The organism is Geodermatophilus obscurus, assembly GCF_900115395.1.
GTDB classification, from domain to species: Bacteria; Actinomycetota; Actinomycetes; order Mycobacteriales; family Geodermatophilaceae; genus Geodermatophilus; species Geodermatophilus obscurus_B.
The window spans coordinates 365,893-390,493 of record NZ_FOWE01000003.1 but is presented as its reverse complement, the minus strand read 5'-3'; the positions used below and the strand labels follow the sequence as shown (position 1 = coordinate 390,493).

Below are 24,601 nucleotides of genomic sequence, written 5' to 3'. Positions count from 1 at the left end.
GCCGGTCACCCGAAGACCTGCCCGGCGATGCCGATGACCATCGGCGCGATCCCGAGGCAGACGAAGGCCGGCAGGAAGCAGGCGCCCAGCGGGGCGAGCACCCACACCCCGGCCCGCCGCACCGCCGCCTCCGCGTCGCTGCGGGCGGCCTGACGCGCGTCGGCCGCCAGCACGCGCAGCGCGGGGACCGCCGCCGCACCGGACTCCCCCGCGCGCACCAGCACCCGGCCCAGGCCGGCCAGCCCGGTGGGCACCCCGGTCCAGGCCGCCCGCGGCGCGGCGCCCAGGCGCATGCGTCCCGCGACCACGGCCAGGGCGTCGCCGGTCGGCCCGGGCAGCGCCGTCGCGACCGCCGCCAGCGCCCCGCCGACGGGCAGGCCGGCAGCCAGGCAGACCGCCAGCAGGTCACAGGCGACCGGCACCTCCTCTCCCGCGGCCCGCTGCGCCGCGTCCGCGGGTCGCGTCCGTCCCACCAGCCGGTCGGCGAGCACCCCGGCCAGCACCCCGAGCACCGCACCCAGCGGCCCGCCGACCAGCAGCGCGACGGCGATCCCCGCCGCCCCCGGGAGCACCAGCCGGCGGGCGCCACCCGCCGACGGCACCCGCGGTGGAGGCGTGCCGGGAGCCCCGGTGACCGACCGCACCCGCGCCGCGCGACGGGCAGCCGGGGAGGGCCAGGCCAGGAGGGCCCCGGCCAGCAGGACCAGCGCGGGACTCACGCCGCCGCGCTCCCCACCGCCCGGCGCACCAGCCGCGCCGACCAGGCCAGCCCCGCGGCCTCCAGGCAGACCCCGGCGACGAGCAGCACCTGCCCCGCCGCCGTCGTGGTGAGCACCGCCCACGGATCGGCGCCGATGCCGCTGCCCATGGCCAGGGCCAGCAGCGGCAGCCCGGCGAGCAGCGCGGCGCTGGCCCGCGGGCCGGCGGTCACCGACCGCAGCTCCTGCCGCTGCCGGCGGCGGGCCCGCAGGTCGTCCTCCACCGCCCCGACGACCGCGGCCAGCGAGCAGCCGGTGCGCCCGCTGAGCAGCACGGCCGCGGCCACCCGCCCCAGGGCGACGCCGAGGTCGGTGCCCGGCGTCGCCGATGCCGCCGCGGGTGCCCGCAGCGCCCGGGCCAGGCCCTGCGCGAGGTCGCCGTCCGGGCAGCCGGCCAGAGCCGACGTGGTGGCGGCCTCGAGCGGCCGGCCGCCCCGCAGCTCCGCGGCGACGGCGCCGAGCGCGTCGGCGAGCCCGTCGAGCCGCACCTGGTCGCGGTGGCGGGCCCGGGCGCGGGCCAGGCTGCGCGCCGCAGCGGCCGCTGCAGCAGCGGCGAGGACGCCGACGAGCGGTGTGCCCACCACGGCCCCTCCCAGCCCGGCGAGCGCCGCTGTAGGCAGCGGCCAGGCCGACGGCGGCAGCGCCGACAGGGACACGGCCGGGGTCCGGGGACCGGCGGATGGGGGCCGCCGGGTCAGCCGGCGCAGCCGACGCCGGCGTTCGGCCGCGACACCCGGCCACGCCAGCAGCGCCGCCGCCACCAGGACCAGGGCCGCGCTCACGCCGGACCGCCGCGGCCGAGGAGGGCGTGCAGCCGGGCGGCGGCCGGGCACGGGCCGCCGTCGGCACGCCAGCCCGGCTCGACGACCACCCAGTCCCCGTCGCGGCGCACCACCCCGATCTCCTCGACGCGCCGTCCCGCCGGGGTGCGGCGCAGGTGCACGACGACGGACAGCGCGGCCGCGGCCTGGCTGTGCACCGCCCGGCGGTCCAGGCCCGCGGCCACCCCGAGCGCCTCCAGCCGTGCGGGCACCTCCCCGGGCCGGTTGGCGTGCAGGGTGCCGCAGCCGCCGTCGTGGCCGGTGTTCAGTGCGGCGAGCAGGTCGGTGACCTCCGCGCCGCGCACCTCGCCGACCACCAGCCGGTCGGGCCGCATGCGCAGCGCCTGGCGCACCAGGTCGCGGAGTCCGACGCTGCCGGCACCCTCCACGTTGGCCGGCCGGGTGAGCAGCCGGACGACGTGCGGGTGCGCCGGCGCCAGCTCCGGGGCGTCCTCGCAGAGCACCAGGCGCTCCCCGGCGGGCAGCTCACCCAGCAGCGCGGCGAGGAGGGTGGTCTTGCCCGAGCCGGTGCCGCCGGTGACCAGGAAGGCCAGCCGCGCCCGCAGCACCGCCCGCAGGAGGCCGGCGCACTCCCCGGGCAGCGTGCCGCGGGCCGCGAGGTCGTCGAGGCCGAGGCGGGCCCGGCGCAGCACCCGCAGGGACAGGCAGGTGGCGCCGTCCGACACCGGCGGGAGCACGGCGTGCAGGCGGGTGCCGTCGGGCAGGCCGGCGTCGACCCACGGTGCGGCGTCGTCGAGCCGGCGGCCTGCGCTCGCCGCCAGCCGGACCGCCAGCCTGCGGACGGCGTCCTCGTCGGGGAACCGCACGGCGGCGCGCTCCAGCCCGGCACCGCGGTCGACGTAGACCGACGACGGCCCGTTCACCAGGACGTCGGTGACGCCGGGCTCGCGCAGCAGCGGCTCCAGCGGCCCGGCACCGGCCAGCTCGGCCACCGCGTCCCGCACCGCGTCGAGCACCTCGTCGTCGCCGACCAGGCCCGCCTCGTCGCGGACGAGGGCGGCCACGGCGGCGCGGCTGGGCGGGCCCGGCTCCAGGGCCAGGCGGGCCCGGACCCGCTCGACCAGCGGCAGGCCGTTCACGCCGCACGCTCCGCGAGGGCCAGCGCGCCGAGCAACCGGCCGGTGACCGCACCCAGCGGGCTGCGGGGGGTCACCGACGGCGGCTCGCCGCGCTCCCCGCGGGCCACGGCGCCGCGGTCGTGGCCCAGCGCGGCCAGGACGGGCCGGCCGGTCACCGCGGCGACCTCCGCCGCCGACAGGCCACCGGCGGTCTCGCGGACCACCAGCCGGGCGGAGCCCCACGGCGCGGGCTCCCCGGGGGTACCGGTCAGCAGCGACCGCGCCGCCGACGCCGCCCGCAGCCGGGCGGGCACGACCAGCACCGCCAGGTCGGCCTCGGCGAGCACCGCGGCCGCGGCCGCGTCGTCGGGACCGGCCGGCCGGGACAGGTCGACCACCACGGGCCGGCCACAGGCGCGGGCCGCCTCGACGACGGCCGTCAGCGCGGCGGCCGGGACCGCCACCGGGTCCTCGCGTGCGGCGGCCAGGACCCGGACGCCGCCGATCCCGGGCAGGGCGCTCAGGAGCGCCTCCCCCGCGACCCGGCCACGGACCCCGCACAGTGCCGGCCAGCGCAGCCCGTCGACGTCCTCGGCGCCCAGCAGCAGGTCCAGCCCGCCGCCCCACGGGTCGGCGTCGACGAGCAGGACCTCGTCGCCCGACCCCGCGGCGGCCAGCGCCAGCGCGGTGGCGAGGGTGCTGGCCCCCGCACCGCCGCAGCTGCCGCCGACCACGGCCAGCCACCCGCGCTCGACCGGGGCGCGCACCGCCTCGGCGGCCCGGGCGGCCAGCCACGCCTCGTCGTCGGGCAGGACGGCGACCCGCTCGGCCCCGAGCTCGACCGCCGCCGCCCAGGCCGCGGACGTCAGGGCGGCGCCGGCCACGACGACGACCCCGGGGCGACGGGGCAGCGCCCGCACCGCCGGGACGTCGAGCACGTCGGAGCCGAGCAGGACCAGGCCCGCGTCGCGGTGCGCGCGGCGCAGCGCCGGGCCGCCGGTGGCGACCTCGGGCTCGGTGCCGGCGGCGGCGAGCACGCGCAGCACGTCGTCGAGGAGGTCCTCGTCGGCACTGACGACGAGCGGACGGGGAGGGGGGACGAACGGGGGCACGCGGCCGAGCCCACCGCAGGGAGTGACCGCGGGGGCCCCGGCCGGGCGACCTGTGGACGACCCGGAAGGGTGTGGACAGGACGCGGGTCACCGTCAGACCGCCACCGTCCGCTTACAGTCGTGAACCGTGACCCGCGCTGCGGCGTTCTTCGACCTGGACAAGACGGTCATCGCCAAGTCCAGCACCCTGGCCTTCGGCCGGCCCTTCTTCGCCGGCGGGCTGATCAACCGCCGCGCCGTGCTCAAGGGCGCCTACGCGCAGTTCGTCTTCTCCCTCGCCGGCGCGGACGCACAGCAGATGGAGCGGATGCGCGCGCAGATCACCCGCATGGCCACCGGCTGGGACGTCGCGACCGTGCACGAGATCGTCCACGAGACGCTGCACGAGGTCGTCGACCCGCTGGTCTACGCCGAGGCCGCCGACCTGATCGAGTTCCACCGGGCTGCCGGCCACGAGATCGTGATCGTCTCCAGCAGCGGTGCGGAGATGGTGGAGCCGATCGGCGAGATGCTCGGGGCCGACCGCGTGGTGGCCACCCGGATGGTGCGCGCCGACGGCCGCTACACGGGGGAGATCGACTTCTACGCCTACGGCGAGAACAAGGCCGAGGCGATGCGCGAGGTGGCCGCCGAGGGCGGCTACCACCTGGCCGACTGCTACGCCTACAGCGACTCGGTCACCGACCTGCCCATGCTCGCCGCCGTCGGGCACCCGACGGCGGTCAACCCCGACCGGGCGCTGCGCAGGGCGGCCACCGAGCGTGGCTGGCCGGTGCGGGAGTTCACCCGGCCGGTGTCGATGCGCAGCCGGTTCGCGGCTCCTCCGGGGCCGGTGGTCACGGGCGCGGCGATGAGCGTGGGCGCGGCAGTGGCCGGGCTGGCCTGGTACGCGCGGCGGCGGGCGCTGCGCGTCGTCGCGGTCGTACCGATCCCCCGGGCCCCGGTGGCGGCACCGGCCGCCGTCCCTGCCGGGCGACGGCGGCGCCGCGGCGCCTGAGGTCAGACGCCGAGCCGCTCCCGCACGCCGTCGACGAGGGTGCGTGCCGCCGAGACCGGGCTGAACGCCCGCGCCGCCGCGGTCAGCGCCGCCACCTCGTCCCCGCGCAGCTCGAGGTCGCCGGCCGCCGCGTTCGCCTCCACCTGCTCCACGCTCGACGCTCCGGGGATCACCACGACCTGCGGCAGCGAGACCAGCCAGGCCAGCGCGACCGTCCCGGGGCGCACGTCGTGGGCGTCGGCGACCTCGCGGAGGACGTCGAGCAGCGGCCGGGCACGGCGCAGGTTCTCGGTGCCGAAGAGCGGGTTGGCGGCGCGCACCCGGCCGGGCCGGTTGCCGACGTCGTAGCGGCCACCCAGCAGCCCCTGCGCCAGCGGGCTGTAGGCGATGACCACCCGGCCCTCGCGCTCGGCGAAGGGCACCAGGTCCTCCAGCGCGCCGGGGTGGGCCAGGGAGAAGTGCACCTGGTTGCTGATGACCGGCCGGCCCAGCGCCGCGTCGGCCGACCGCCAGCGCGCCAGCGAGTAGTTGGAGACGCCGACCGCGCCGATCCGGTCGTCGTCGAGCAGCCGGCGCATACCGGGCATGGTCACGCTGTCGGGCACGACGGGGTTGGGCTGGTGGACCTGGTACAGCGGCACCCGGTCGAGCCCCAGCCGGCGGGCGCTACCCGCCAGCCGGGAGCGGACGACCGGCGGGAACGGCGCCACCGGGAAGACCTTCGAGGCGACGACGACCCGGGCGCGCTCGTCGCCGAGGGCCTCGCCGAGGATCCGCTCGCTGCGGCCGAAGCCGTAGACCTCGGCGGTGTCGAACAGGGTGACGCCCAGCTCGCGGGCACGGCGCACGATGTCGCGCGCGGCGCCGGAGGCGTAGCCCTCGCCGTAGCCCCACTCGCGGGAGCCGAACTGCCAGGTGCCCAGGCCGATCCGGCTGACCGGGCCGAGCCCGTCGACGTCGAGGGTGCGCATGCCGTCACTGTCCCCCGCGGCCCGGCGGGACGCAGGCGGAGGTCAGCCCCGCAGGATCGCCTCGGCGATGGCCAGGCCCTCGCGGGCGCCGAGCTCGGCGGCCCGGCAGCAGTGCACCAGCCAGGCGGCGACGCCGTCGGGACCGCCGGAGGCGTAACCGGCCAGCCGCTCGCGGTAGGCCTCGGCACCGAGCTCGAGGAAGCCGACCTCGGGCACGGAGACGGCCTTGGGGTCCAGTCCGCGGCCGATGACGGTGAGCCGCCCGGCCGCCCGGGCGACGACGCCGTCAGCGGTGCCGAAGGGCGCCAGCGCCGCCAGCTCGCCGTGGACCAGCCCGGCGACGAGCACCGCCGGCACGGTCGAGGTCCCGGTGACCACCTGGAACAGGCCGCCCAGGCGCGGGCCGGCGTGTGGCGCGGGGCGGCCGAGGTCGCCACGGTCGGCGAGGTCCGCGGCGGCCAGGACGTGCAGCCGGGCCAGCACCTGCCCGGGGGCGCGCGCCCAGGTGTCGACCATCGCGCCGAGCCCGACCGAGACCCGCAGCGACCCCTGCACCACCGGGTCCTCGACCGAGCCGGCGCGCAGGTCGGCCAACGCGACGTCGACCCCGTCGAGGGCCGCGGACGCGCGGGCGCCCCGCAGCGCCGACTCGGAGCTGACCTCCGCCGACCGGTTGCGCATCAGCCGGTGGGCGAGCAACCGGTCGATGCCGGTCCGGGCGGACTCGGCGGCCTCGCGGACACCGGGCAGGTCCAGCAGCGGGGTCAGCGGGTCGGGACCGGCGGGCCGGGCGGCCGGGCGGCCGGCGCCGGGACGGACGGGGAGGGTCACGCACCGACGGTACGAGCACCGGCGCCGGCCCCTCCCGCCGCCTGTCCTACGCTCGGCGACCACCATGGCGCGCCCGCTCACCCTCCTCCTCGTCCGCCACGGCCAGAGCGAGTGGAACGCCGCCGGGCTGATGCAGGGCCAGACCGCGCACGTGCCGCTCACCCCACTCGGGCACGAGCAGGCCGAGGGCGCCGCCCGCGAGCTGGCCGGCCTGGCTCCGGAGGCGATGCTGTCGAGTGACCTGCGCCGGGCGGTGCAGACCGCCGAGCACTGTGCCCGCGCCACCGGCCTGCCGTTCACGACGACCCCGGCGCTGCGCGAGCAGGGCTACGGCGCGCTCGAGGGGCGGCCGTCGCGGGAGCTGTGGGACGTCGTCGACTGGACCGATCCGCACTGGTCGGCCGAGGGCGGGGAGAGCCTGGCGCAGCTGCACGGCCGGGTCGCGGACCTCCTGGCGGCGCTGGCCGCGGAGCCGCCGGCCGACGTGGTCGCGCTGGTCACCCACGGCGACACGATCCGGGCCGCGCAGGCGGTCGCGGCGGGGCTGGGCCCGGCCGACATGCCTGCGGTGACGCCGCACAACGGCACGGTGACCCGCCTCGAGCTGGGAGCGACGCCGTGAGCCGGGTGCTGGTGCTCGGCGGCTCGCGGTCGGGCAAGTCCGCGCACGCCGAGTCGCTCCTGTCCGGCCGGGGCGACGTCGTCTACCTGGCGACGTCGGCACCCGCGGCGGACGACGCCGACTGGGCGCAGCGGGTCGCCGCGCACCGGGCCCGGCGGCCGGCGGGCTGGACGACCCTGGAGACGACGGCGCCCAGCGAGCTGCTGCGCGGGGGGACCCTGCTCGTCGACAGCGTCACCACGTGGGTGGCGGCCCTGATGGACGAGACCGGTGTGTGGGCGGCGGAGCCGGGGGCGCACGACCGCCTCGCCGATCGCGTGGACGCCCTCGTCAACGCCTGGGCCATGACGCCCGCGCACGTGGTGGCGGTCAGCGACGAGGTCGGGCTCGGCGTGGTGCCGGAGACCCGCGCGGGGCGGCTGTTCCGCGACACCCTCGGCGAGGTCAACCAGCGGCTGGCCGGCACCGCCGACGAGGTCTGGTTCGTCGTCGCCGGGCTGCCGCAGCGGCTGCGATGAGGCGGGCGCGGTGAGCCGCCCCCGCTGGGCCGGTCCGCTGGAGTCGGTCGCCCTGCTGACGGTGGTCCGCGTGCCCGCCGCCGGGACGACGTCGACCCGCGGGGTGCTGCCGTGGGCACCGCTGGTCGGCCTGGCGCTGGGCGGGGTGGCGGCCGGTGTCGGCGTCCTCGGTGCGGCCCTGGTCTCCCCGCTGGCGGGGTCGGTGCTGGCGCTGGCGGCGCTGGCCGCGCTGACCCGGGCGCTGCACCTCGACGGGCTGGCCGACACCGCCGACGGGCTCGGTCCGCTGCGCGGCCGGGAGCGGGCGCTGCAGGTGATGCACCAGGGCGACGTCGGCCCCTTCGGCGTGGTGGCGCTCGTGCTCGTCCTGCTGCTGCAGGCGGCGGCCGGGGCGGCACTGCTGGCGGCCGACGGCGGCTGGCTCGCGCTATGGACGGCGGTGGCGGTGGCGCGGCTGGCGATGGCCCGCGCCGGGCTGCCCGGCGTGCCGACCGCCGAGGGGTCCTCGCTGGGGCGAGCGGTCGCCGGCACGGTGTCGGCGCTCTGGCTGGCCGGGTGGGTCGTGCTGGTGCTCACCGGGGCGGCCGCCGCGGGGTGGGCCGCCGGCGGCGCGGGCACCGCGGCGACGCTGACCGGCGCAGGTGTGGCGGGACTGGCCGCCGCCGAGGCCGTGCGGGCACGCGCGAGCGCCCGCCTCGGCGGGGTTACCGGGGACGTGATGGGGGCCATGGGCGAGGCGGCGGCGACCGTCGTGCTGCTGGTCGCCGCCGCCTCGCTGCCCTAGCGCCGCCGCATCGGCAACGTGGTGGAACGGCCCCCTCGCAGGGTCCCGGCACGAGCGCAGCGAGTGGCGGGGGGCGAGGGGGTCCTTCCTCAGCGGCGGCCGGTGAGCGAGCCGAGCAGGCGGCCCAGCCCGCCGGAGGCCGCGGTGGTCGGTGCGCCACGGCCGTAGCGGCGGGTCGGGGTCCCGCTCGCCATGCGGTTGCGGCCCATGCCCCGCCCGGCCGCCATGCCCCGACCGGTCGCCATGCCCCGGCCGGTGCCTGCACGTCCAGCGGCGCGGCCACCGGCGGCGCCACGGCGAGCGGTGGTCTCAGCAGTGCCCAGGAGTCGGTTCAGGATGCCCATGCAGCGTGGAGTACCCCTTGATCCACCGCGTGAACCTGGACCTCGGCCGGCCCTGCGGGAGGGTCCTCCGTCAGGCGGGCGCCCCGGACTGGGCCGGGGTCTCCCCGCCCTCGAGGTCGCCCTCCGTGTCGAGGTAGGCCTGCCGCAGCTCGGCCAGCAGCGAGGGGTCCGGCTCGGCCCACATCCCGCGGTCGACCGCCTCGAGCAGCCGCTCGGCGATCCCGTGCAGCGCCCAGGGGTTGGACCGCTCCATGAACTCGCGGTTCTCCGGGTCGAGCACGTAGGTCTGGGTGAGCTTCTCGTACATCCAGTCGGCCACCACGCCCGTCGTGGCGTCGTAGCCGAACAGGTAGTCCACGGTCGCCGCCAGCTCGAACGCGCCCTTGTAGCCGTGCCGGCGCATCGCCTGCAGCCACTTCGGGTTGACCACCCGCGCCCGGAACACCCGCGAGGTCTCCTCGGTCAGCGACCGGGTGCGCACCGACTCCGGCCGGGTCGAGTCGCCGATGTAGGCGCGCGGCGCCGACCCGGTCAGCGCGCGGACGGTCGCCACCATCCCGCCGTGGTACTGGAAGTAGTCGTCGGAGTCGGCGATGTCGTGCTCGCGGGTGTCGACGTTCTTGGCCGCCACCGCGATCCGCCGGTAGGCCGCCTCCATGTCCGGCCGCGCCTGCACGCCGTCGAGGTCGCGGCCGTAGGCGTAGCCGCCCCACACCGCGTAGACCTCGGCGAGGTCGGCGTCGCCGCGCCAGTCGCGCGAGTCGATCAGTGACAGCAGCCCCGCCCCGTAGGCGCCGGGCTTGGACCCGAACACCCGCGTGGTCGCCCGCCGCCGGTCGCCGTGCCCGGCCACGTCGGCCTCCACGTGCGCCCGCACGAAGTTGCGGTCGGCAGGCTCGTCGAGCCCCGCCACCAGCGTCACCGCGTCGTCGAGCATGGTCACCACGTGCGGGAAGGCGTCCCGGAAGAAGCCGGAGATCCGCACGGTGACGTCGATCCGCGGCCGGCCGAGCTCCTCCAGCGGCACCGGCTCCAGCGCGGTCACCCGCCGCGACGCGTCGTCCCACACCGGCCGCACGCCGAGCAGCGCCAGCACCTCGGCGACGTCGTCCCCGGAGGTCCGCATCGCCGACGTCCCCCACACCGACAGCCCCACCGACGGCGGGTACTCCCCCGTGTCGGCCAGGTACCGCTCGAGCAGCGAGTCGGCCATCGCCTGCCCGGTCTCCCAGGCCAGCCGCGACGGCACCGCGCGGGGATCGACCGAGTAGAAGTTGCGCCCGGTGGGGAGCACGTTGACCAGCCCGCGCAGCGGCGAGCCCGACGGCCCGGCCGGCACGTAGCCGCCCTCGAGCGCGTGCAGGGTGGCGTCGAGCTCGTCGGTGGTGCGCTCCAGGCGCGGCACCACCTCGTCGACGGCGAACCGCAGCACCTCGGCGACGGCGTCGTCCTCGCGCCCCAGCACCTCCCGCACGACCGGGCCGACCGCGCCGATCGTCCAGCCGGCGTCCTCCATGCCGGACACGAGCGCCTCGGCCAGCGCCTCGACGGCGTCGGTGGCGTGCAGCCCCGCGGTGCCGTCCTCGGTCAGCCCGAGCGCCTCGCGCAGCCCGGGCAGCGCCACCGAACCGCCCCAGATCTGCCGGGCGCGCAGCATCGCCAGCACCAGGCCGACCCGGTCGGACCCGGTCGGCGGGGTCCCGAGCACGTGCAGGCCGTCGCGGATTTGGGAGTCCTTGATCTCGCAGAGCCAGCCGTCGACGTGCAGGATCATCTCGTCGAAGTGGTCGTCCTCCGGCCGCTCGGCCAGCCCGAGGTCGTGGTCGAGCTTCGCGGCCTGCAGCAGCGTCCAGATCTGCGCGCGCACCGCCGGCAGCTTGGCCGGGTCCATCGCGGCGACGTTGGCGTGCTCGTCCAGGAGCTGCTCCAGGCGGGCGATGTCGCCGTAGGTCTCCGCGCGGGCCATCGGCGGCACCATGTGGTCGACCAGCGTGGCGTGCGCCCGCCGCTTGGCCTGCGAGCCCTCGCCCGGGTCGTTGACCAGGAACGGGTAGACCAGCGGCAGGTCGCCGATCGCGGCGTCGGGCCCGCAGGAGGCCGACAGGCCGACCGTCTTGCCCGGCAGCCACTCCATGTTGCCGTGCTTGCCGACGTGCACGAGCGCGTGCGCGCCGAAGACCGTCCGCAGCCACCAGTAGGCGGCCAGGTAGTGGTGCGACGGCGGCAGGTCGGGGTCGTGGTAGATCGCGATCGGGTTCTCGCCGAAGCCGCGCGGCGGCTGCACCATCACGACGACGTTGCCGGCGCGCAGGGCCGCGAAGACGACGGCGGGGCGGGCGGGGTCGGAGTCGTCGACGAACAGCGAGCCCGGGGCCTCGCCCCAGTGCTCGGTCATCGCCGCGCGGAGGTCGTCGGGCAGCGTGTCGAAGAAGCGCCGGTACTCCGCGGCCGGGATGCGCACCGGGTTGCCCGCCAGCTGCTCCTCGGTGAGCCAGTCGGCGTCCTGCCCGCCGGCGGCGATGAGGGCGTGCACCAGCGCGTCGCCGTCGAGGTCGGCCACGCCGGGCAGCGCGTCCGGGCCGTCGAACGGGCCGATGTCGTAGCCGGCCCCGTGCATCGCGGCCAGCAGCCGCACGACCGACGCGGGGGTGTCCAGGCCGACGGCGTTGCCGATCCGCGCGTGCTTGGTGGGGTAGGCGCTGAGCATCACCACGATGCGGCGGTCCCCGGGCGGGGTGTGCCGGAGCCGGGCGTGTGCCACCGCGGTCCCGGCCACCCGGGCGGCGCGCTCGGGGTCGGCGACGTAGCGGGTCAGGCCGTCGGCGTCGGTCTCCTTGAACGAGAACGGCACGCTGATCAGCCGGCCGTCGAACTCCGGGATCGCGACCTGGTTGCCGACGTCGAGCGGGGAGAGTCCGTCGTCGTCGGCGAGCCAGTCGGCACGCGAGCGGGTCAGGCACAGCCCCTGGATCACCGGCACGTCGAGGGAGGCGAGCTGGCCGACGTCCCACGCGCCGTCGTCGCCACCCGCCTGGGCCGTGGCCGGACGGGAGCCGCCGGCGGCGAGCACGGTGACGACGAGCGCGTCGGCGGTGCGCAGCACGTCGAGCAGCTCGTCGGGGACGCTGCGCAGCGAGCTGACGAACACCGGCAGCGCCTGTCCGCCGGCGTCCTCGACGGCGCGGCAGAGGTCCTCGACGAACGCCGTGTTCCCCGCCAGGTGGTGCGCCCGGTAGTACAGGACGGCGATCCGCGGGCCACCCGTCGTGCGCGCGACCCGCTCCAGCAGCCCCCAGTCCGGCGCCACCGACGGCGGCTCGAACCCCTCGCCGGTGAGCAGCACCGTGTCGGAGAGGAAGCGGTGCAGCTGGACGAGGTTGTCCGGCCCGCCCTGCGCCAGGTAGCCGTGGGCCTCGGTGGCCACGCCCATCGGGACGGTGGACAGCTCCATGAGCTCGGCGTCGGGCACCTGCTCCCCGCCGAGGACCACGACCGGCACCGGGCCCGCCAGCAGCGGCGCGAGCATCTCCTCGTACTGCCGCCGCACCCCGAGGATGCGGACGACGACGAGGTCGGCGCCCGCGGTCAGGGCCGCCATGCCGTCGGCACCGAGCCGGACCGGGTTGCCCGGCCGCCAGTCGGCGCCGCTGGCGCGGGCGGAGAGCAGGTCGGTGTCGCTGGTGGAGAGCAGGACGAACACGCTGTGTCCTCACTCGGGGTCCGCGCCCCGGGTCGTCGGGCACGGCAGCCGGAGTGTCTGGCTCCCCCGGTGCTCCGGGGTCACAGTGGCGGGACCGCGCCGGGCTCGCACCGGCTTCCTGCGCGCACTGCCGTGGTGACCCTGACGCTACCGCCTGGCCCGGGCGCGTCCCCGGGGGTCAGCCGGCCGAGACCAGGTCCAGGACGAAGACGAGGGTCGCCCCGCCGGGGATGGGTCCCTGCCCCTGCGGGCCGTAGGCGAGGTCGCTGGGGATGGTGACCATCCGCCGGCCACCGACCCGCATGCCGGCGATGCCCTGCTCGAACCCGGGGATGACCCGCCCCTGCCCGAGGGTGACCGGCAGCGTCTCGTCGGCCCCGCGGCTCCACGAGGAGTCGAACTGCTCGCCGGTCTCGTAGAAGGCGCCGACGTACTTGACCGCGACCGGGGACCCCGCGACCGCCTCGGGACCGGTCCCGACGACGACGTCGCCGGTCACCAGCCCGCACGGGGGCGGCGTGTCCGATGCGGGCACCTCCGGGGCGACGGCCAGGTCGGTCGACACCCCGGCCGGGGGCTCGGCGGTGGCCGGCCGGCTCTCGCAGGCCGGCGTCGCGGCCGCGGTGCCCGACCCGCCGGTCGCGGAGCCGCCGGTCTCCTGCGGGGTGCTCTCGCCGCACGCGGCCAGGGTGAGGGCGAGGGCGGCTGTCACCAGCAGACGGCGCGGGGTGCGGCGGGGCATCGGGCGGTCTCCAGGGCGGTCGGGTGCTCGGGGCGAGGGCACGGTCCTCGGCGGGCGCGGTCCCAGGGGACCACGAGGAGGGCCGGCGCCCTCACCCGGCGTCGGGGCCGAGCGCACGCACCACCGCGTCCCGCAGCGCCAGGTACCCAGGTCGTGCTGCGCACCAGCGTGGTGTTCGAGCGGGGCACGCCGGCGCTCGACCAGCTCACCGGCCTGGTCCGCTGGGGCCTGGGCGGGCGGATCGCCGACGGCCGCCAGTGGATCAGCTGGATCCACGTCGCCGACTGGCTGCGCATCACCCGCTGGTGCCTCGGCGACGACGACGTCGTCGCCGCGCCGCCGCCGTCCGGGCCGCTGCTGGCCACCGCACCGAGCCCGGTCCGCAACGCCGAGCTGATGGCCGCGCTGAGGAGGGCGCTGCACCGGCCGCCCACGCCCGCGCCGCTCGTGCGGCTGGGCGCCGTCCTGCTGCGCACCGACCCGGCGCTGGCCCTCACCGGCCGGCGGGCGGTCTCGCGCGTGCTGGCCGAGGCCGGCTTCGGGTTCCGCTTCCCGCGGCTGGAGGACGCGCTCGCCGACCTCCTGCGCTAGACCGCCACCGGCTGCCCGAACTGGGTGCGGTGCAGCTCGGCGTAGCGGCCGCCGAGGGCGAGCAGCTCCTCGTGCCGGCCGCGCTCGACCACCCGGCCGTCCTCCAGCACGAGGATGCAGTCGGCCGCGCGCACGGTCGACAGCCGGTGCGCGATGACGATCGCCGTCCGGCCCTCGAGCGCCTCGTCGAGGGCCTCCTGCACGGCGACCTCGCTCGTGGCGTCGAGGTGGGCGGTCGCCTCGTCGAGCAGCACCACCCGCGGGCGGGCCAGCAGCAGCCGGGCGATGGTCAGCCGCTGCCGCTCGCCGCCGGAGAACCGGTAGCCGCGCTCGCCGACGACGGTGTCCAGCCCGTCGGGCAGCGCGCGCACGACGTCGGCCAGCCGGGCGCGGGCGAGCGCGTCCCACAGCTCGGCGTCGGTGGCGTCGGGCGCGGCGAGCAGCAGGTTGTCGCGCAGCGACTCGTGGAACAGGTGACCGTCCTGGGTGACCAGCCCGATGGTGCGGCGGATCGAGGCGGCGGTCAGGTCGCGGACGTCGACGCCGCCCAGCCGCACCGCGCCCTCGTCGACGTCGTAGAGGCGCGGCAGCAGCGAGGCGATCGTGGACTTGCCCGCGCCCGACGACCCGACGATCGCCAGCACCTCCCCGGGTCGGACGGTGAAGGAGACGTCGTGCAGGACGTCGACCCCGCCGCGGCCGTCGAGGCGGGCGACGTCCTCCAGCGAGGCGAGCGAGACGCGGTCGGCCGACGGGTAGGCGAAGGTGACGCCGTCGAGCTCGACCGACACCGGGCCGTCGGGCAGCTCGCGGGCGTCGGGGCGCTCGCGGACCAGCGGCACGAGGTCGAGCACCTCGAAGACCCGCTCGAAGCTGACCACGGCCGAGGCGATGTCGACGCGGGCGCTGGCCAGCGCGGTGAGCGGTGAGTAGAGCCGGGTGAGCAGCAGGGCGAGGGCGACGACGGCGCCCGGCTCCAGCGAGCCGGCCAGCGCGTACGTGCCACCCAGGCCGTAGACGAGCGACAGCGCCAGTGCCGACACCAGCGTGAGCGCGCTGATGAAGGTCCACTGCACCATCGCCGTCCGGACGCCGACGTCGCGGACCGCCCGCGCCCGGGCGGCGAAGCGGGCCGACTCGGCCTCGGGGCGGCCGTAGAGCTTGACCAGCGTGGCGCCGGGCGCGGAGAAGCGCTCGGTCGTCTGCCCGGTCATCGCCGCGTTGGACTCCGCGGCCACCCGCTGCAGCCCGGCCAACTGGCGGCCGATGCGGCGCGCGGGCAGCAGGAACACCGGGAGCAGGAGCAGCGCCAGGAGCGTCACCTGCCACGACAGCGTGAGCATCGCGGTGAGGGCGAGCAGCAGCGTGACGGTGTTGCTGACGATCCCCGACAGCGTGTCGCTGAAGGCGCGCTGGGCCCCCAGGACGTCGTTGTCGAGGCGGGACACCAGCGCGCCCGTGCGCGTGCGGGTGAAGAAGGCCACCGGCATCCGCTGCACGTGGTCGAAGACGGCGGTGCGCAGGTCGAGGATGAGCCCCTCGCCGAGCGTCGCCGACAGCCACCGGCCGAGCAGGCCCAGCGCGGTCCCCGCGAGGGCGAGCCCGGCGATGAGGACGGCGAGGCCGACGACGGTCGAGGTGCTCCCGTCCCCGACGATCTCGTTCACCACCAGGCCGGCCAGCAGCGGGACGGCGACCGCGACCACCGCCTCGACGACGCCGACGGCCACGAACGCGCCGATGCGGGCGCGGTGCGGCCGGGCGTACACCAGGACCCGCCGCAGGGTCGCGCGGGAGATCCCGCGACGGTCGTCACGGGCGTGCGTGGCCCGCGAGAGCGCCGACCACGCCGTCATCTCCATGCTCACGACCGGGACGCTAGGACCTCCTGCCGACAGGAGGTCAACGTCCGCGCCGGAACAGCAAGGACGGTCGGGCCGGGCGCGTCACCCGGCGCCGAGCGCGTCGGCCACGCGGTGGTGGGCGACGGCGTCGTCGTGGCGGCTCTGCCGCTCGAGCGTGCGGGCCAGCGCGCGGCGCGCCCACCCGTTGGCGGGCGCCAGGTCGACCAGGCGGCGCAGCGCGTCCTCCGCCCGCTGCAGCTGCGCCGAGCCGAAGTAGGCGCGGGCCAGGAGCTCCAGCGCCGCCTCGTTGCCCGGCTCGGCCGCCAGGAGCGGCTCCAGCAGGCGCGCGGCCTCGACCGGCTGCCCCATGGAGAAGAACAGGTCGGCGCGCAGGTACTCGGAGTGCAGGTCGGTGTCGAAGCGCTGTGTCACGCCCGCTGAACCGCGGACCGGCGCCCGCTCTTCCCGGCCCGACACGCCCGACGTGCAGCCGGGACGAGGAAGTCCGGAACGAACTGCATCCCGACGCCACTAGATCGGGAACAACCGGAGTCAGCACCACTCGACACGAGGGAGCACGCCGTGGCCTTGTCCCTGCACCGCAACCGGACGGCCGACCGCACGCGGGCGGCCACCACCTCGACCGGCGCACCCGACGCCGGCCGCCGCCCGGAGGGCGCCAGCCGCGTCTACCGGGTCCAGCGCATCGGCGCGTTCGCCGTCGCGGGCGTCATCGCCGTCTTCGGCGTGCTCGGACTGCTCAACGGCCTGGCCTTCTTCTCCACCGCCGGCGAGCGCGTCCTCGGCCTGTCGTCCAACGGCCTGCTGTCGACGATCTCGCTGGTCACCGCCGCGGTGCTGGTCTACTCGGCCTTCCGCAGCGCCCGCACGGCCTCCACGGTCATGATCGTGATCGGCGTGCTGTTCCTGGTGTCGGCGCTGGCCAACCTGGCGGTGCTCAACACCGACTGGAACTTCCTGGCGTTCGGCCTGAGCAACGTCGGCTTCTCCGTCGTCGCCGGCCTGGTGCTGCTCCTGCTCGGCGCCTACGGGCGGGTCAGCGGCAACCTGCCGGCCGACAGCCCCTACGCCCGGGAGTCCGCCGACGGCGCACCGACCCCCACCGCCGACGAGTTCCCGTCGACGCCGGCCGAGTTCGCCGCCGAGCGCGCCATGCGCGACGCCGAGGTCGCCGTCGTGCAGCACGTCGCCTCGGCCGAGCAGCGCCGCCGGGTCGCCGCGATGGCGCAGGTGACCAGCCGCAAGGAGCGCCGCGAGGTGTGGATGTCCTTCGACCGGGCCCGCCGCACCGCCTGATCCCCGGAGCGGGACGATCACCCGGTGACCGTCCCGCTCTCGCACTGGCCCACCCCGCTGGACCGGGCGCCGCGCCTCGCCGCGGCGCTCGGCCTGCGCGCGGACGACCTGGTGGTCAAGCGCGACGACCTGACCGACCTCGGCGGGGGCAACAAGGTCCGCAAGCTCGAGCACCTGGCCGCCGAGGCGGTCGCCGCCGGCGCCACCGTCCTGGTCACCTCGGGCGGCGTGCAGAGCAACCACGCCCGGATGACCGCCGCGGCCGCCGCCCGCCTGGGGCTGCGCGCCGTGCTGGTGCTCGGCGGGTCGCCGTCGGTCGAGCGCCCGGGCAACCTCGCGCTCGAGGCGGCACTGGGCGCGCGGGTGGTCCTCGTGCCCGACCCGGCCGACGTCGACGCACGGGTGGCCGCGCTCGCCGAGGACCTGCGTGCCGACGGTGAGGTGCCCGCCGTCCTGCCGCTGGGCGGCTCGTCGGTGACCGGGGCGCGCGGCTACCTCGCGTGCGCCGCCGAACTGGAGGACCAGGTCCCCGACGCCCGGCACGTCGTGGTGGCCGTCGGGTCGGGCGGCACCATGGCCGGCCTGGTGGCGGGGCTGGGGGCCGACCGGGTGCTCGGCGTGGACACCGGCGCGGTGCCGGACCCGGCGGAGCCGGTGGCCGCCCTGGCCGCCGCGCTCGGCGGCGCCGCCGACGGCCTGCGGCTGCGGCGCGACCAGGTGGGCGACGGCTACGGCGTCCTCACCCCCGCCGCGTCGGCCGCGCTCCGCACGGCGGCCCGCACCGAGGGACTGCTGCTCGACCCCGTCTACACGGCCAAGGCGCTCGCCGGGCTGGCCGCCGCGGTGGCCGACGGCTCGATCCGGCCCGGCGAGCGGACGGTCTTCGTGCACACCGGCGGGCTCCCGGGACTCTTCGGCCACCCCCTGGCCGCCGAGCTCGCCGGCGAGCTGCTGGCGGGGTCGTAGCCTCGCGGGCGCCATGACGTCTCCCCGTGCCCGCGCCGACGCCTGCCCCGGCGCCCTGCAGACGCACTCCGCGGCCGACGGCGAGCTGGCCCGGGTGCGCGTGCCCGGCGGCCTGCTCACCGCCGGGCAGCTGCGCGTCCTGGCCACCGCCGCCCGCGACCTGGGCGACGGCGCCCTGGAGATGACCAGCCGGGGCAACCTGCAGCTGCGCGGGCTCACGCCGGGCGCCGCGCAGGACCTCGGGGAGCGGCTGGCGGCGGGCGGCCTGCTGCCCAGCGAGACGCACGAGCGGGTGCGCAACGTGCTGGCCAGCGCGCTCACCGGCCGCGCGGGCGGGCACCTCGACGCCCGGCCGTGGGCGTCCGCGCTCGACGCCGGCCTGTGCGCCGACCCCGCTCTGGCGGACCTGCCCGGCCGCTTCCTCGCCACCCTCGACGACGGCCGCGGCGACGTGAGCGGGCTCGGCGGCGACGTCGGCCTGCTCGCCCTCGCGCCCGGCGACGTGGCGCTGCTGCTGGCCGGGCGCGACAGCGGGCTGCGCGCCGCGCCGGCCGGTGCGGTCGACCTCCTGCTCGCCGCCACCCGGGCGTTCCTCGCCGAGCGCGCGGCGCACGGCGGCACCGCCTGGCGGCTGGCCGAGCTCGACGACGGGCCCGCCCGGGTCGCCGACCGGCTGCCCGCGCCCCGCGTGCCGCCGGTCGGGGTCCCGCCCGCCCCGGCGAGCGGTCCGGTCGGGGCCGAGACCCAGGCCGACGGGCGGACGGCGCTGGTCGGCGTCGTCCCCCTCGGGAGGCTGACCGCGGGGCAGGCCGACCTGCTGGCGTCGCTGGCCGCCGAGGTGCAGCTGACCCCGTGGCGCAGCGTCGTCGTGCCCGACCTCGCCGAGGACCGGGTCGACGACGCCGCGGTCGACCTGCACCGGACCGGCGTCGTGTTCGACGCCGGCAGCCCGTGGACGCGGGTCACCGCCTGCGCCGGCCGGCCGGGCTGCGCGAGGTCGCTGGCCGACGTGCGCGCCGACGCCGCGGCGGCGGTCGCGTCCGGGGTCCTGCCCGCCGGCCGGGTGCACTGGGCCGGCTGCGGGCGCCGCTGCGGCCGCCCCCGCGGCGAGGTCGTCGACGTCGTGGCGACGCCGGCGGGCTACGACGTCTCGTCGTCGGGGTAGCGGGCGCCGGCCGGGACCTCGGTGCCCTCCGCCAGCTGCGCCCCGAGGCCGAGCAGGGTGATCGCGCCCTCGCCGCCGACCGAGCAGCCGCGGCCGATGCCCACGCCGTCGTCGACCACCGAGCGCGTCACCGTCGCCCCCGCCTCCACCCGCACCCCGGGCAGCAGAACGGAGTCCAGGACGGTGGCGCCGGCCTCGACCACCACCCCGGGCGAGAGCACCGACCCGCGCACGTTCCCGGAGACGCGGACCCCGCCGGAGAGCAGGCTGTTCTCGATCTGGCCGTCGTCGAGGACCCGCGCGGCGCTGTGCCGGCCACCGCGGGTGTGGATCGGCCAGCGGGGGTCGTCGAGGTCGATGGGCGGCTCGGGCGACAGGAACTCCTGGTGCGCCTCCCAGTAGGAGTCCACCGTGCCGACGTCGCGCCAGTAGCCCTTCAGCGGGTACGCCCGGGCCAGGCCGTCGCGGGTCTGCGCCGGCAGCAGGTGGCTGCCGAGGTCCTCCAGCCCCTCCTCGCCCACCTCCGACCGCAGCTGCTCGAGCCGGTCGAGGGTCGGCCCGGGCGTGAAGACGAAGACCTCGTTGGTGGCGGTGGTGGTCGCCGGCTCGTCGGGCTTGTAGGCGTAGCCGGTCACCCGGTCGCCGTCGACCTCGACGATCCCGTAGCGGGCGGCGTCGTCGGCGGCGACCTCGGTGGTCACCATCGTGACCTCCGCGCCCGACTGCAGGTGCGCGTCGGCCACCTCCCGGTAGTCGAGCTCGTAGACGGCGTCGGCGCTGACGACGACGAGCGCGTCGGCGCCGAAGGCCCGGATCAGCTCGGCCTGCCGCCACAGCGAGTTCGCCGTCCCCGTGCTGAACCCGGCGCGCTCGGTGCCCTGGGACGGCGGGAGCGTCAGCAGCCCGCCGGTGGTGCGGTCGAGGTCCCACGGCCGGCCGTTGGCGAGGTGCTCGGCCAGCGACGCCGGGTGCTGCTGGATCGACACCCAGACGTCGGCGACGTGCGAGTGCTCGCAGTTGCTCAGCGGGAAGTCGATGAGCCGGTAGACGCCGGCGAAGGGCACCGCCGGCTTGGCTCGGTCGGCGGTGAGCAGCTGGAGGCGGCCGCCGGCGCCACCGGCCAGGACGAGGACGAGTACACGGGGAAGGGCCATGTGCCCGCGCTACCCCCTCCGGCCGGGCCGTAGCCTCGCGGGCGATGTACGACTACGAGAAGGACGGCGCCGAGATCTACCGGCGGTCGTTCGCGACGATCCGCGCCGAGGCGGACCTGACCGGCCTGCCCGACGACGTCGCCCGCGCCGTCGTGCGGATGATCCACGCCTGCGGCCAGGTCGACCTGGTCGCCGACGTCGCGTACAGCCCCGACGTCGTCCGGCGCGCCCGCGAGGCCCTCGACGGCGGCGCGCCGGTGCTGTGCGACGCGAAGATGGTCGCCTCGGGTGTCACCCGGCGCCGGCTGCCGAAGGACAACGAGGTCGTCTGCACGCTGGACGACCCGCGGGTGCCGTCGCTGGCGGCCGAGCTCGGCACCACCCGCACCGCCGCCGCGCTGGAGCTGTGGGGCGAGCGCCTCGACGGCGCCGTCGTGGCGATCGGCAACGCCCCCACCGCGCTGTTCCACCTGCTGGAGATGGTGGCCGCGGGCGCGCCCCGCCCGGCCGCCGTCCTGGGCATCCCGGTCGGCTTCATCGGCGCCGCCGAGTCCAAGGAGGCGCTCGCCGCCTCCGACCTGGAGTTCCTGGTGGTGCGCGGCCGCCGCGGGGGCAGCGCGATGACCGCCGCCGCGGTCAACGCGATCGCGAGCGACGTCGAGTGACGGGCCGGCTGTACGGCGTGGGGCTCGGTCCCGGCGACCCCGAGCTCGTCACGGTGAAGGCGGCCCGGCTCGTCGCCGCGGCCGACGTCGTCGCCTTCCACGCCGCCCGCCACGGCCGCTCGGTGGCCCGCGCCCTGGCCGAGCCCTACCTGCGCGCGGGGCAGGTGGAGGAGCTGCTGGTCTACCCGGTGACCACCGAGGGCACCGACCACCCCGGCGGCTACCAGGGCGCGATCGACGAGTTCTACGAGGCGGCCGCCGCCCGGCTGGCCGCGCACCTCGACGCCGGCCGCGACGTCGTCGTGCTGGCCGAGGGCGACCCGTTCTTCTACGGCTCCTACATGCACATGCACAAGCGGCTCGCGCACCGCTACCCGACCGAGGTCGTGCCCGGGGTGACCAGCGTCAGCGCCGCCGCGGCGGTCGTCGGCCGTCCGCTGGTCGAGCGCGACGAGGTGCTGACCGTGCTGCCCGGCACGCTGCCCGCCGACGAGCTCGCCGAGTGGCTGGCCACCACCGACTCCGCCGCGGTCATGAAGCTCGGCCGCACGTTCGGGCAGGTGCGGGAGGCGTTCGAGGCGGCCGGCGTGCTGGACCGGGCGTTCTACGTCGAGCGGGCCACCACCGACCGCCAGCGCACGCTGCCGCTGGCCGACGTCGACCCCTCGACCGTCCCGTACTTCTCGCTGGCGTTGCTGCCCAGCCCGCTGACCGGGCCGGGGAACGACCCCGCGCGTCCGGACGACGGGGCCCGCACGGGCGAGGTCGTCGTCGTGGGCCTCGGCCCCGGCGCCCGCGGCTGGACGACGCCCGAGGCCGCCGACGCGGTCGCCTGCGCCGACGACCTGGTCGGCTACGGCCCCTACCTCGACCGCGTGCCGGCCAACCCGCGCCAGACCCGCCACCCCAGCGACAACCGCGTGGAGGCCGAGCGGGCGGCGCACGCCCTGGCGCTCGCCCGGTCGGGACGGCGGGTCGCGGTGGTCTCCAGCGGCGACCCCGGCGTGTTCGCCATGGCCGCCGCGGTGCTCGAGGTGGCCGCCCGTCCCGAGCACGCCGGCGTCGCGGTGCGGGTGCTGCCGGGCGTGACCGCCGCGCAGGCCGTCGCGTCGCGGGTGGGTGCCCCGCTGGGCCACGACTTCGCCGTCATCAGCCTCTCCGACGTGCTCAAGCCGCTCGACGTCGTCCTCGACCGGCTGCGCGCGGCCGCCGGGGCCGACCTGGTCCTCGCCCTCTACAACCCGCGGTCGAGGGCCCGGCCGCACCAGCTGGCGAAGGCCCTCGACGTGCTGCGCGAGGTGCGCGAGCCGGGGACGGTCGTCGTGGTGGGGCGCGACGTCGGCGGGCCGGAGGAGGAGGTCCGGGTGACGACGCTCGGCGACCTCGACCCCGAGACGGTCGACATGCGCTGCCTGCTGCTCGTCGGCTCCTCGCAGACCCGGGTGACGCCGTCCGGGCAGGTCTTCACGCCACGCCGCCACCCCGGGTAGGGGAATGCCCGGCACACGGGTGTCCTTGGCAACGGTCGTGCCCCGACTCCCCCGTCCTGCCGCGTTCTGGTCGGTGGCCGCGCTGCTCGTGCTCGTGCTCGCCGCCTCCGGCGTGCCGTCGCCGCTCTACCGCGTCTACCAGGAGGAGTTCGGCTTCGGAGCCGGCGTCCTCACGCTGGTCTTCGGCATCTACGCGTTCGCGCTGCTGGCGGCGCTGCTGGTGGTCGGGAGCCTGTCCGACCACGTCGGCCGGCGGCCGGTGCTGGCCGGCGGGCTGCTGCTGCAGGCGGTCGCCATGGCGGCCTTCCTCACCGCCGACGGGGTGGGCTGGCTGCTGGCCGCCCGGGTGCTGCAGGGCCTGTCCACCGGCGCGCTCACCGGGTCGCTGGGCGCCACCCTGCTCGACCTGCAGCGCGGCGGTCCCCGCCCGCTCGGCGCGCTGCTCAACACCGTCTCCCCGGGTCTGGGGCTCGCGCTCGGCGCGGTCGGCGCGGGCCTGGCCATCGAGGGTCTCGCCGAGCCGACGCCGTGGGTGTTCGGGGTGCTCACCGTCGTCTTCGTGCTCGGCGCCGGCCTCGCGCTGGCCCTCCCGGAGTCCTCGCCGCGGCTGCCCGGCGCACTGGCCTCGCTGCGCCCGCGGGTGGCGGTGCCCCCGGCGCAGCGCCGGGCGTTCGCCGTCGCGGTCCCCTGCCTGGTGGCGCTGTGGGCCATGGGCGGGCTGGTGCTCTCCCTCGGGCCGTCGCTGACCGCCGGCGTCTTCGGCGCCACCGACCACCTCGTCGGCAGCCTGCTCATCGGCTGCATGCAGGGCTCGGCGGTGGTCGGTGCCCTGGTCGCCCGCGACCTGCCGCCGCGCCGGGCCATGGGCGGCGGCTGCCTGGTCTTCGCGGCCGCGGTGGGCGGGCTCGTCGTCGCGCTGGCCAGCGGGACCCTGTGGCTGTTCTTCGTCACCGCGGGCGTCGCCGGCCTGGGCTTCGGCGCCGCCTTCCTCGGCGCGGTGGCCACGGCGACCGCCGGGGTCGCGCCCGGCAACCGCGCGGGGCTGCTGTCGAGCGTCTTCGTCGTCGGCTACCTGGCGTTCAGCGTCCCGGCCATCGTCGCGGGCGTCGCCTCCGGGTCGGTCGGGCTGCGGGTCGTCGCCGAGGTCTACGGCGCCGTCGTCATCGTGCTGGCGCTCGGCGCGGCGGTGGGGCTGCGACTGTCGGCCCGCCGCTCCCCCGCCGTCGCGGCCGACGAGCCGGCGGAGCCGGTCGCGGCCTGACCGCTCGGTACGCGACGTGACCCGGCGGGGTGGCGTCCTCGTCGGGGGCCACGCGCCGCACCTGCAGGCGCGGGTGCGCGGCGAACCGGTGGACGAGCGCGGCCGGCCCGCCCAGGCAGCGCCAGGTATCGTCCCACAGCCGCGACAGCAGCCACGACCGGTCGGCCGCTGCGCCACCGCGCCGCCTCGGCCGGTCCGGCCTGCCTGGGGACGTACGGCCAGTGCGAGTAGAGGCTCACCCGGGGTGCGCCGGGGAAGGCGGGGTCGTCGAAGCCGGTGTCGAGGTGGCCCAGCCACCACGGCAGGCCGGGCGACTGCTCGGTGAGCAGACCCAGGACGACGGCGACGTCCTCGGCCCGCCCCTCGTCCTCGTCCGGGACGACGATCGTCGCGTACGCCTCGAACACCGGCGGGATCGCGGACGTGATGGTCCGGCCGATGGGGGTCGACTCCCGGATCCACGCCACGTCGGCCCGGGTGCCGATGCGCCACTCCCGGCCGTCCCTGGGGCGGGTGCTGGTCGGCGTCCCGCGTCCCTCGCTCACGGGCCCAGCGTGCACCGGCCGGGTTCATGGCCGCACCGGGCTCTCCGTCCTGCACCGCCCTGAGCTGCGGTTTCTGTCGTACCCCGTGCGTAGGTTGGGTGTCGTGCAGGAGGTCGCCGTCCACGGGTCGCGCTTCGAGCGTGCGCTGGTCGGTCTCCTGGTCGAGACGCCGGCGCCGTTGCGCCGGCTGCCGGTGTCGTTGCTGTCGCGGGAGCAGAAGGCCGCCGAGCTGGCGCGGGTGCAGGCGGTGCGGGCGCGGACCGCCGCCTACGAGGCCGAACTCGTGCTCGGCCTGGCCGATGACTCACCCGATGACGACGACCC

Annotated in this window: 23 protein-coding genes and 1 riboswitch; of the genes, 11 read left to right on the top strand and 12 right to left on the bottom strand. The window is 77.4% G+C overall.

Annotated features, from left to right (window positions below; all coding sequences use genetic code 11):
• Positions 1-5 precede the first annotated feature (5 nt).
• From BM165_RS07935 to ssd, 4 genes are read right to left on the bottom strand one after another with little or no spacing between them, the layout of a single operon-like run.
• Positions 6-719: a type II secretion system F family protein gene (locus BM165_RS07935; RefSeq protein WP_075012957.1), complete on the bottom strand. Its 714-nt coding sequence runs from the start codon at positions 717-719 to the stop codon at positions 6-8.
• The gene (locus BM165_RS07930) at positions 716-1,540 is read right to left on the bottom strand and encodes a type II secretion system F family protein (protein ID WP_075012956.1); all 825 of its coding nucleotides are present in this window, start codon (positions 1,538-1,540) and stop codon (positions 716-718) included. The genes BM165_RS07935 and BM165_RS07930 overlap by 4 nt, the downstream gene beginning before the upstream one ends.
• Entirely contained in the window at positions 1,537-2,679 is a 1,143-nt protein-coding gene (locus tag BM165_RS07925; protein ID WP_075012955.1) for a TadA family conjugal transfer-associated ATPase, read from the bottom strand. Before BM165_RS07925 ends, BM165_RS07930 begins: the two co-directional genes overlap by 4 nt.
• A complete protein-coding gene (gene ssd, locus BM165_RS07920; protein WP_075012954.1) occupies positions 2,676-3,770 on the bottom strand; it encodes a septum site-determining protein Ssd in 1,095 nt (364 codons plus the stop codon). The genes BM165_RS07925 and ssd overlap by 4 nt, the downstream gene beginning before the upstream one ends.
• Before the next feature lie 127 nt (positions 3,771-3,897).
• On the opposite strand from ssd, the gene BM165_RS07915 reads away from it, so the two are divergent.
• Complete coding sequence (locus BM165_RS07915) at positions 3,898-4,767, top strand: HAD family hydrolase (protein WP_075012953.1); 870 nt, start codon at positions 3,898-3,900, stop codon at positions 4,765-4,767.
• A gap of 2 nt (positions 4,768-4,769) precedes the next feature.
• On the opposite strand, the gene BM165_RS07910 is transcribed toward BM165_RS07915, so the two are convergent.
• Both BM165_RS07910 and BM165_RS07905 read right to left on the bottom strand, forming a co-directional pair.
• Positions 4,770-5,738 (bottom strand): aldo/keto reductase, encoded by a 969-nt coding sequence (locus BM165_RS07910; protein WP_075012952.1) that lies wholly within the window; start codon positions 5,736-5,738, stop codon positions 4,770-4,772.
• 42 nt (positions 5,739-5,780) lie between these two features.
• Entirely contained in the window at positions 5,781-6,569 is a 789-nt protein-coding gene (locus BM165_RS07905; protein ID WP_075012951.1) for a Fic family protein, read from the bottom strand.
• 64 nt (positions 6,570-6,633) lie between these two features.
• Between BM165_RS07905 and BM165_RS07900 the strand changes: the two genes are divergently transcribed.
• The 3 genes from BM165_RS07900 to BM165_RS07890 are packed head-to-tail and all read left to right on the top strand — an operon-like array spanning position 6,634 to position 8,493.
• Positions 6,634-7,191 carry a histidine phosphatase family protein gene (locus BM165_RS07900; protein ID WP_075012950.1) on the top strand — a complete coding sequence of 186 codons (558 nt, stop codon included), beginning with the start codon at positions 6,634-6,636 and terminating at the stop codon, positions 7,189-7,191.
• Positions 7,188-7,709: a bifunctional adenosylcobinamide kinase/adenosylcobinamide-phosphate guanylyltransferase gene (cobU, locus tag BM165_RS07895; protein WP_075012949.1), complete on the top strand. Its 522-nt coding sequence runs from the start codon at positions 7,188-7,190 to the stop codon at positions 7,707-7,709. The genes BM165_RS07900 and cobU overlap by 4 nt, the downstream gene beginning before the upstream one ends.
• A gap of 10 nt (positions 7,710-7,719) precedes the next feature.
• Positions 7,720-8,493: an adenosylcobinamide-GDP ribazoletransferase gene (locus BM165_RS07890; RefSeq protein WP_075012948.1), complete on the top strand. Its 774-nt coding sequence runs from the start codon at positions 7,720-7,722 to the stop codon at positions 8,491-8,493.
• Positions 8,494-8,582: 89 nt separating this feature from the next.
• On the opposite strand, the gene BM165_RS25585 is transcribed toward BM165_RS07890, so the two are convergent.
• From BM165_RS25585 to BM165_RS07875, 3 genes are all read right to left on the bottom strand, one after another.
• Complete coding sequence (locus BM165_RS25585; protein ID WP_244274121.1) at positions 8,583-8,738, bottom strand: hypothetical protein; 156 nt, start codon at positions 8,736-8,738, stop codon at positions 8,583-8,585.
• 169 nt (positions 8,739-8,907) lie between these two features.
• Positions 8,908-12,537 carry a cobaltochelatase subunit CobN gene (gene cobN / locus BM165_RS07880; RefSeq protein WP_075012946.1) on the bottom strand — a complete coding sequence of 1,210 codons (3,630 nt, stop codon included), beginning with the start codon at positions 12,535-12,537 and terminating at the stop codon, positions 8,908-8,910.
• 52 nt (positions 12,538-12,589) lie between these two features.
• Positions 12,590-12,657, bottom strand: a riboswitch (cobalamin riboswitch).
• Between the two features lie 58 nt (positions 12,658-12,715).
• Positions 12,716-13,279: an FKBP-type peptidyl-prolyl cis-trans isomerase gene (locus BM165_RS07875; RefSeq protein WP_075012945.1), complete on the bottom strand. Its 564-nt coding sequence runs from the start codon at positions 13,277-13,279 to the stop codon at positions 12,716-12,718.
• Positions 13,280-13,432: 153 nt separating this feature from the next.
• On the opposite strand from BM165_RS07875, the gene BM165_RS25140 reads away from it, so the two are divergent.
• Positions 13,433-13,870, top strand: a complete 438-nt coding sequence (locus BM165_RS25140) for a DUF1731 domain-containing protein (protein WP_075012944.1) — start codon at positions 13,433-13,435, stop codon at positions 13,868-13,870.
• On the opposite strand, the gene BM165_RS07865 is transcribed toward BM165_RS25140, so the two are convergent.
• Positions 13,867-15,732: an ABC transporter ATP-binding protein gene (locus BM165_RS07865; RefSeq protein ID WP_208976688.1), complete on the bottom strand. Its 1,866-nt coding sequence runs from the start codon at positions 15,730-15,732 to the stop codon at positions 13,867-13,869. The genes BM165_RS25140 and BM165_RS07865 overlap by 4 nt on opposite strands.
• Before the next feature lie 84 nt (positions 15,733-15,816).
• On the bottom strand, positions 15,817-16,146 hold the full coding sequence (locus BM165_RS07860) for a tetratricopeptide repeat protein (protein ID WP_075012942.1): 330 nt from the start codon (positions 16,144-16,146) through the stop codon (positions 15,817-15,819).
• 150 nt (positions 16,147-16,296) lie between these two features.
• Here BM165_RS07860 and BM165_RS07855 point away from each other — a divergent pair, with 150 nt between their 5' ends.
• Genes BM165_RS07855 through cobG form a run of 3 tightly spaced genes read left to right on the top strand, consistent with a single transcriptional unit; the run spans position 16,297 to position 19,162 of the window.
• A complete protein-coding gene (locus BM165_RS07855) occupies positions 16,297-17,031 on the top strand; it encodes a DUF4383 domain-containing protein (RefSeq protein ID WP_075012941.1) in 735 nt (244 codons plus the stop codon).
• Between the two features lie 24 nt (positions 17,032-17,055).
• Positions 17,056-17,997, top strand: a complete 942-nt coding sequence (locus BM165_RS07850) for a pyridoxal-phosphate dependent enzyme (RefSeq protein ID WP_075012940.1) — start codon at positions 17,056-17,058, stop codon at positions 17,995-17,997.
• 13 nt (positions 17,998-18,010) lie between these two features.
• Positions 18,011-19,162 (top strand): precorrin-3B synthase, encoded by a 1,152-nt coding sequence (cobG, locus tag BM165_RS07845; protein WP_075012939.1) that lies wholly within the window; start codon positions 18,011-18,013, stop codon positions 19,160-19,162.
• On the opposite strand, the gene BM165_RS07840 is transcribed toward cobG, so the two are convergent.
• A complete protein-coding gene (locus tag BM165_RS07840; protein WP_075012938.1) occupies positions 19,138-20,316 on the bottom strand; it encodes a glucose-1-phosphate adenylyltransferase family protein in 1,179 nt (392 codons plus the stop codon). The two genes, cobG and BM165_RS07840, sit on opposite strands and share 25 nt — an antisense overlap.
• 44 nt (positions 20,317-20,360) lie before the next feature.
• Here BM165_RS07840 and BM165_RS07835 point away from each other — a divergent pair, with 44 nt between their 5' ends.
• Genes BM165_RS07835 through BM165_RS07825 form a run of 3 tightly spaced genes read left to right on the top strand, consistent with a single transcriptional unit; the run spans position 20,361 to position 23,732 of the window.
• The gene (locus tag BM165_RS07835; protein WP_075012937.1) at positions 20,361-20,981 is read left to right on the top strand and encodes a precorrin-8X methylmutase; all 621 of its coding nucleotides are present in this window, start codon (positions 20,361-20,363) and stop codon (positions 20,979-20,981) included.
• Positions 20,978-22,471, top strand: coding sequence for a precorrin-2 C(20)-methyltransferase (locus BM165_RS07830; protein ID WP_075012936.1), 1,494 nt, complete (start codon positions 20,978-20,980; stop codon positions 22,469-22,471). The genes BM165_RS07835 and BM165_RS07830 overlap by 4 nt, the downstream gene beginning before the upstream one ends.
• Positions 22,472-22,508: 37 nt before the next feature.
• A complete protein-coding gene (locus BM165_RS07825; RefSeq protein ID WP_244274120.1) occupies positions 22,509-23,732 on the top strand; it encodes an MFS transporter in 1,224 nt (407 codons plus the stop codon).
• Positions 23,733-24,601 lie beyond the last annotated feature (869 nt).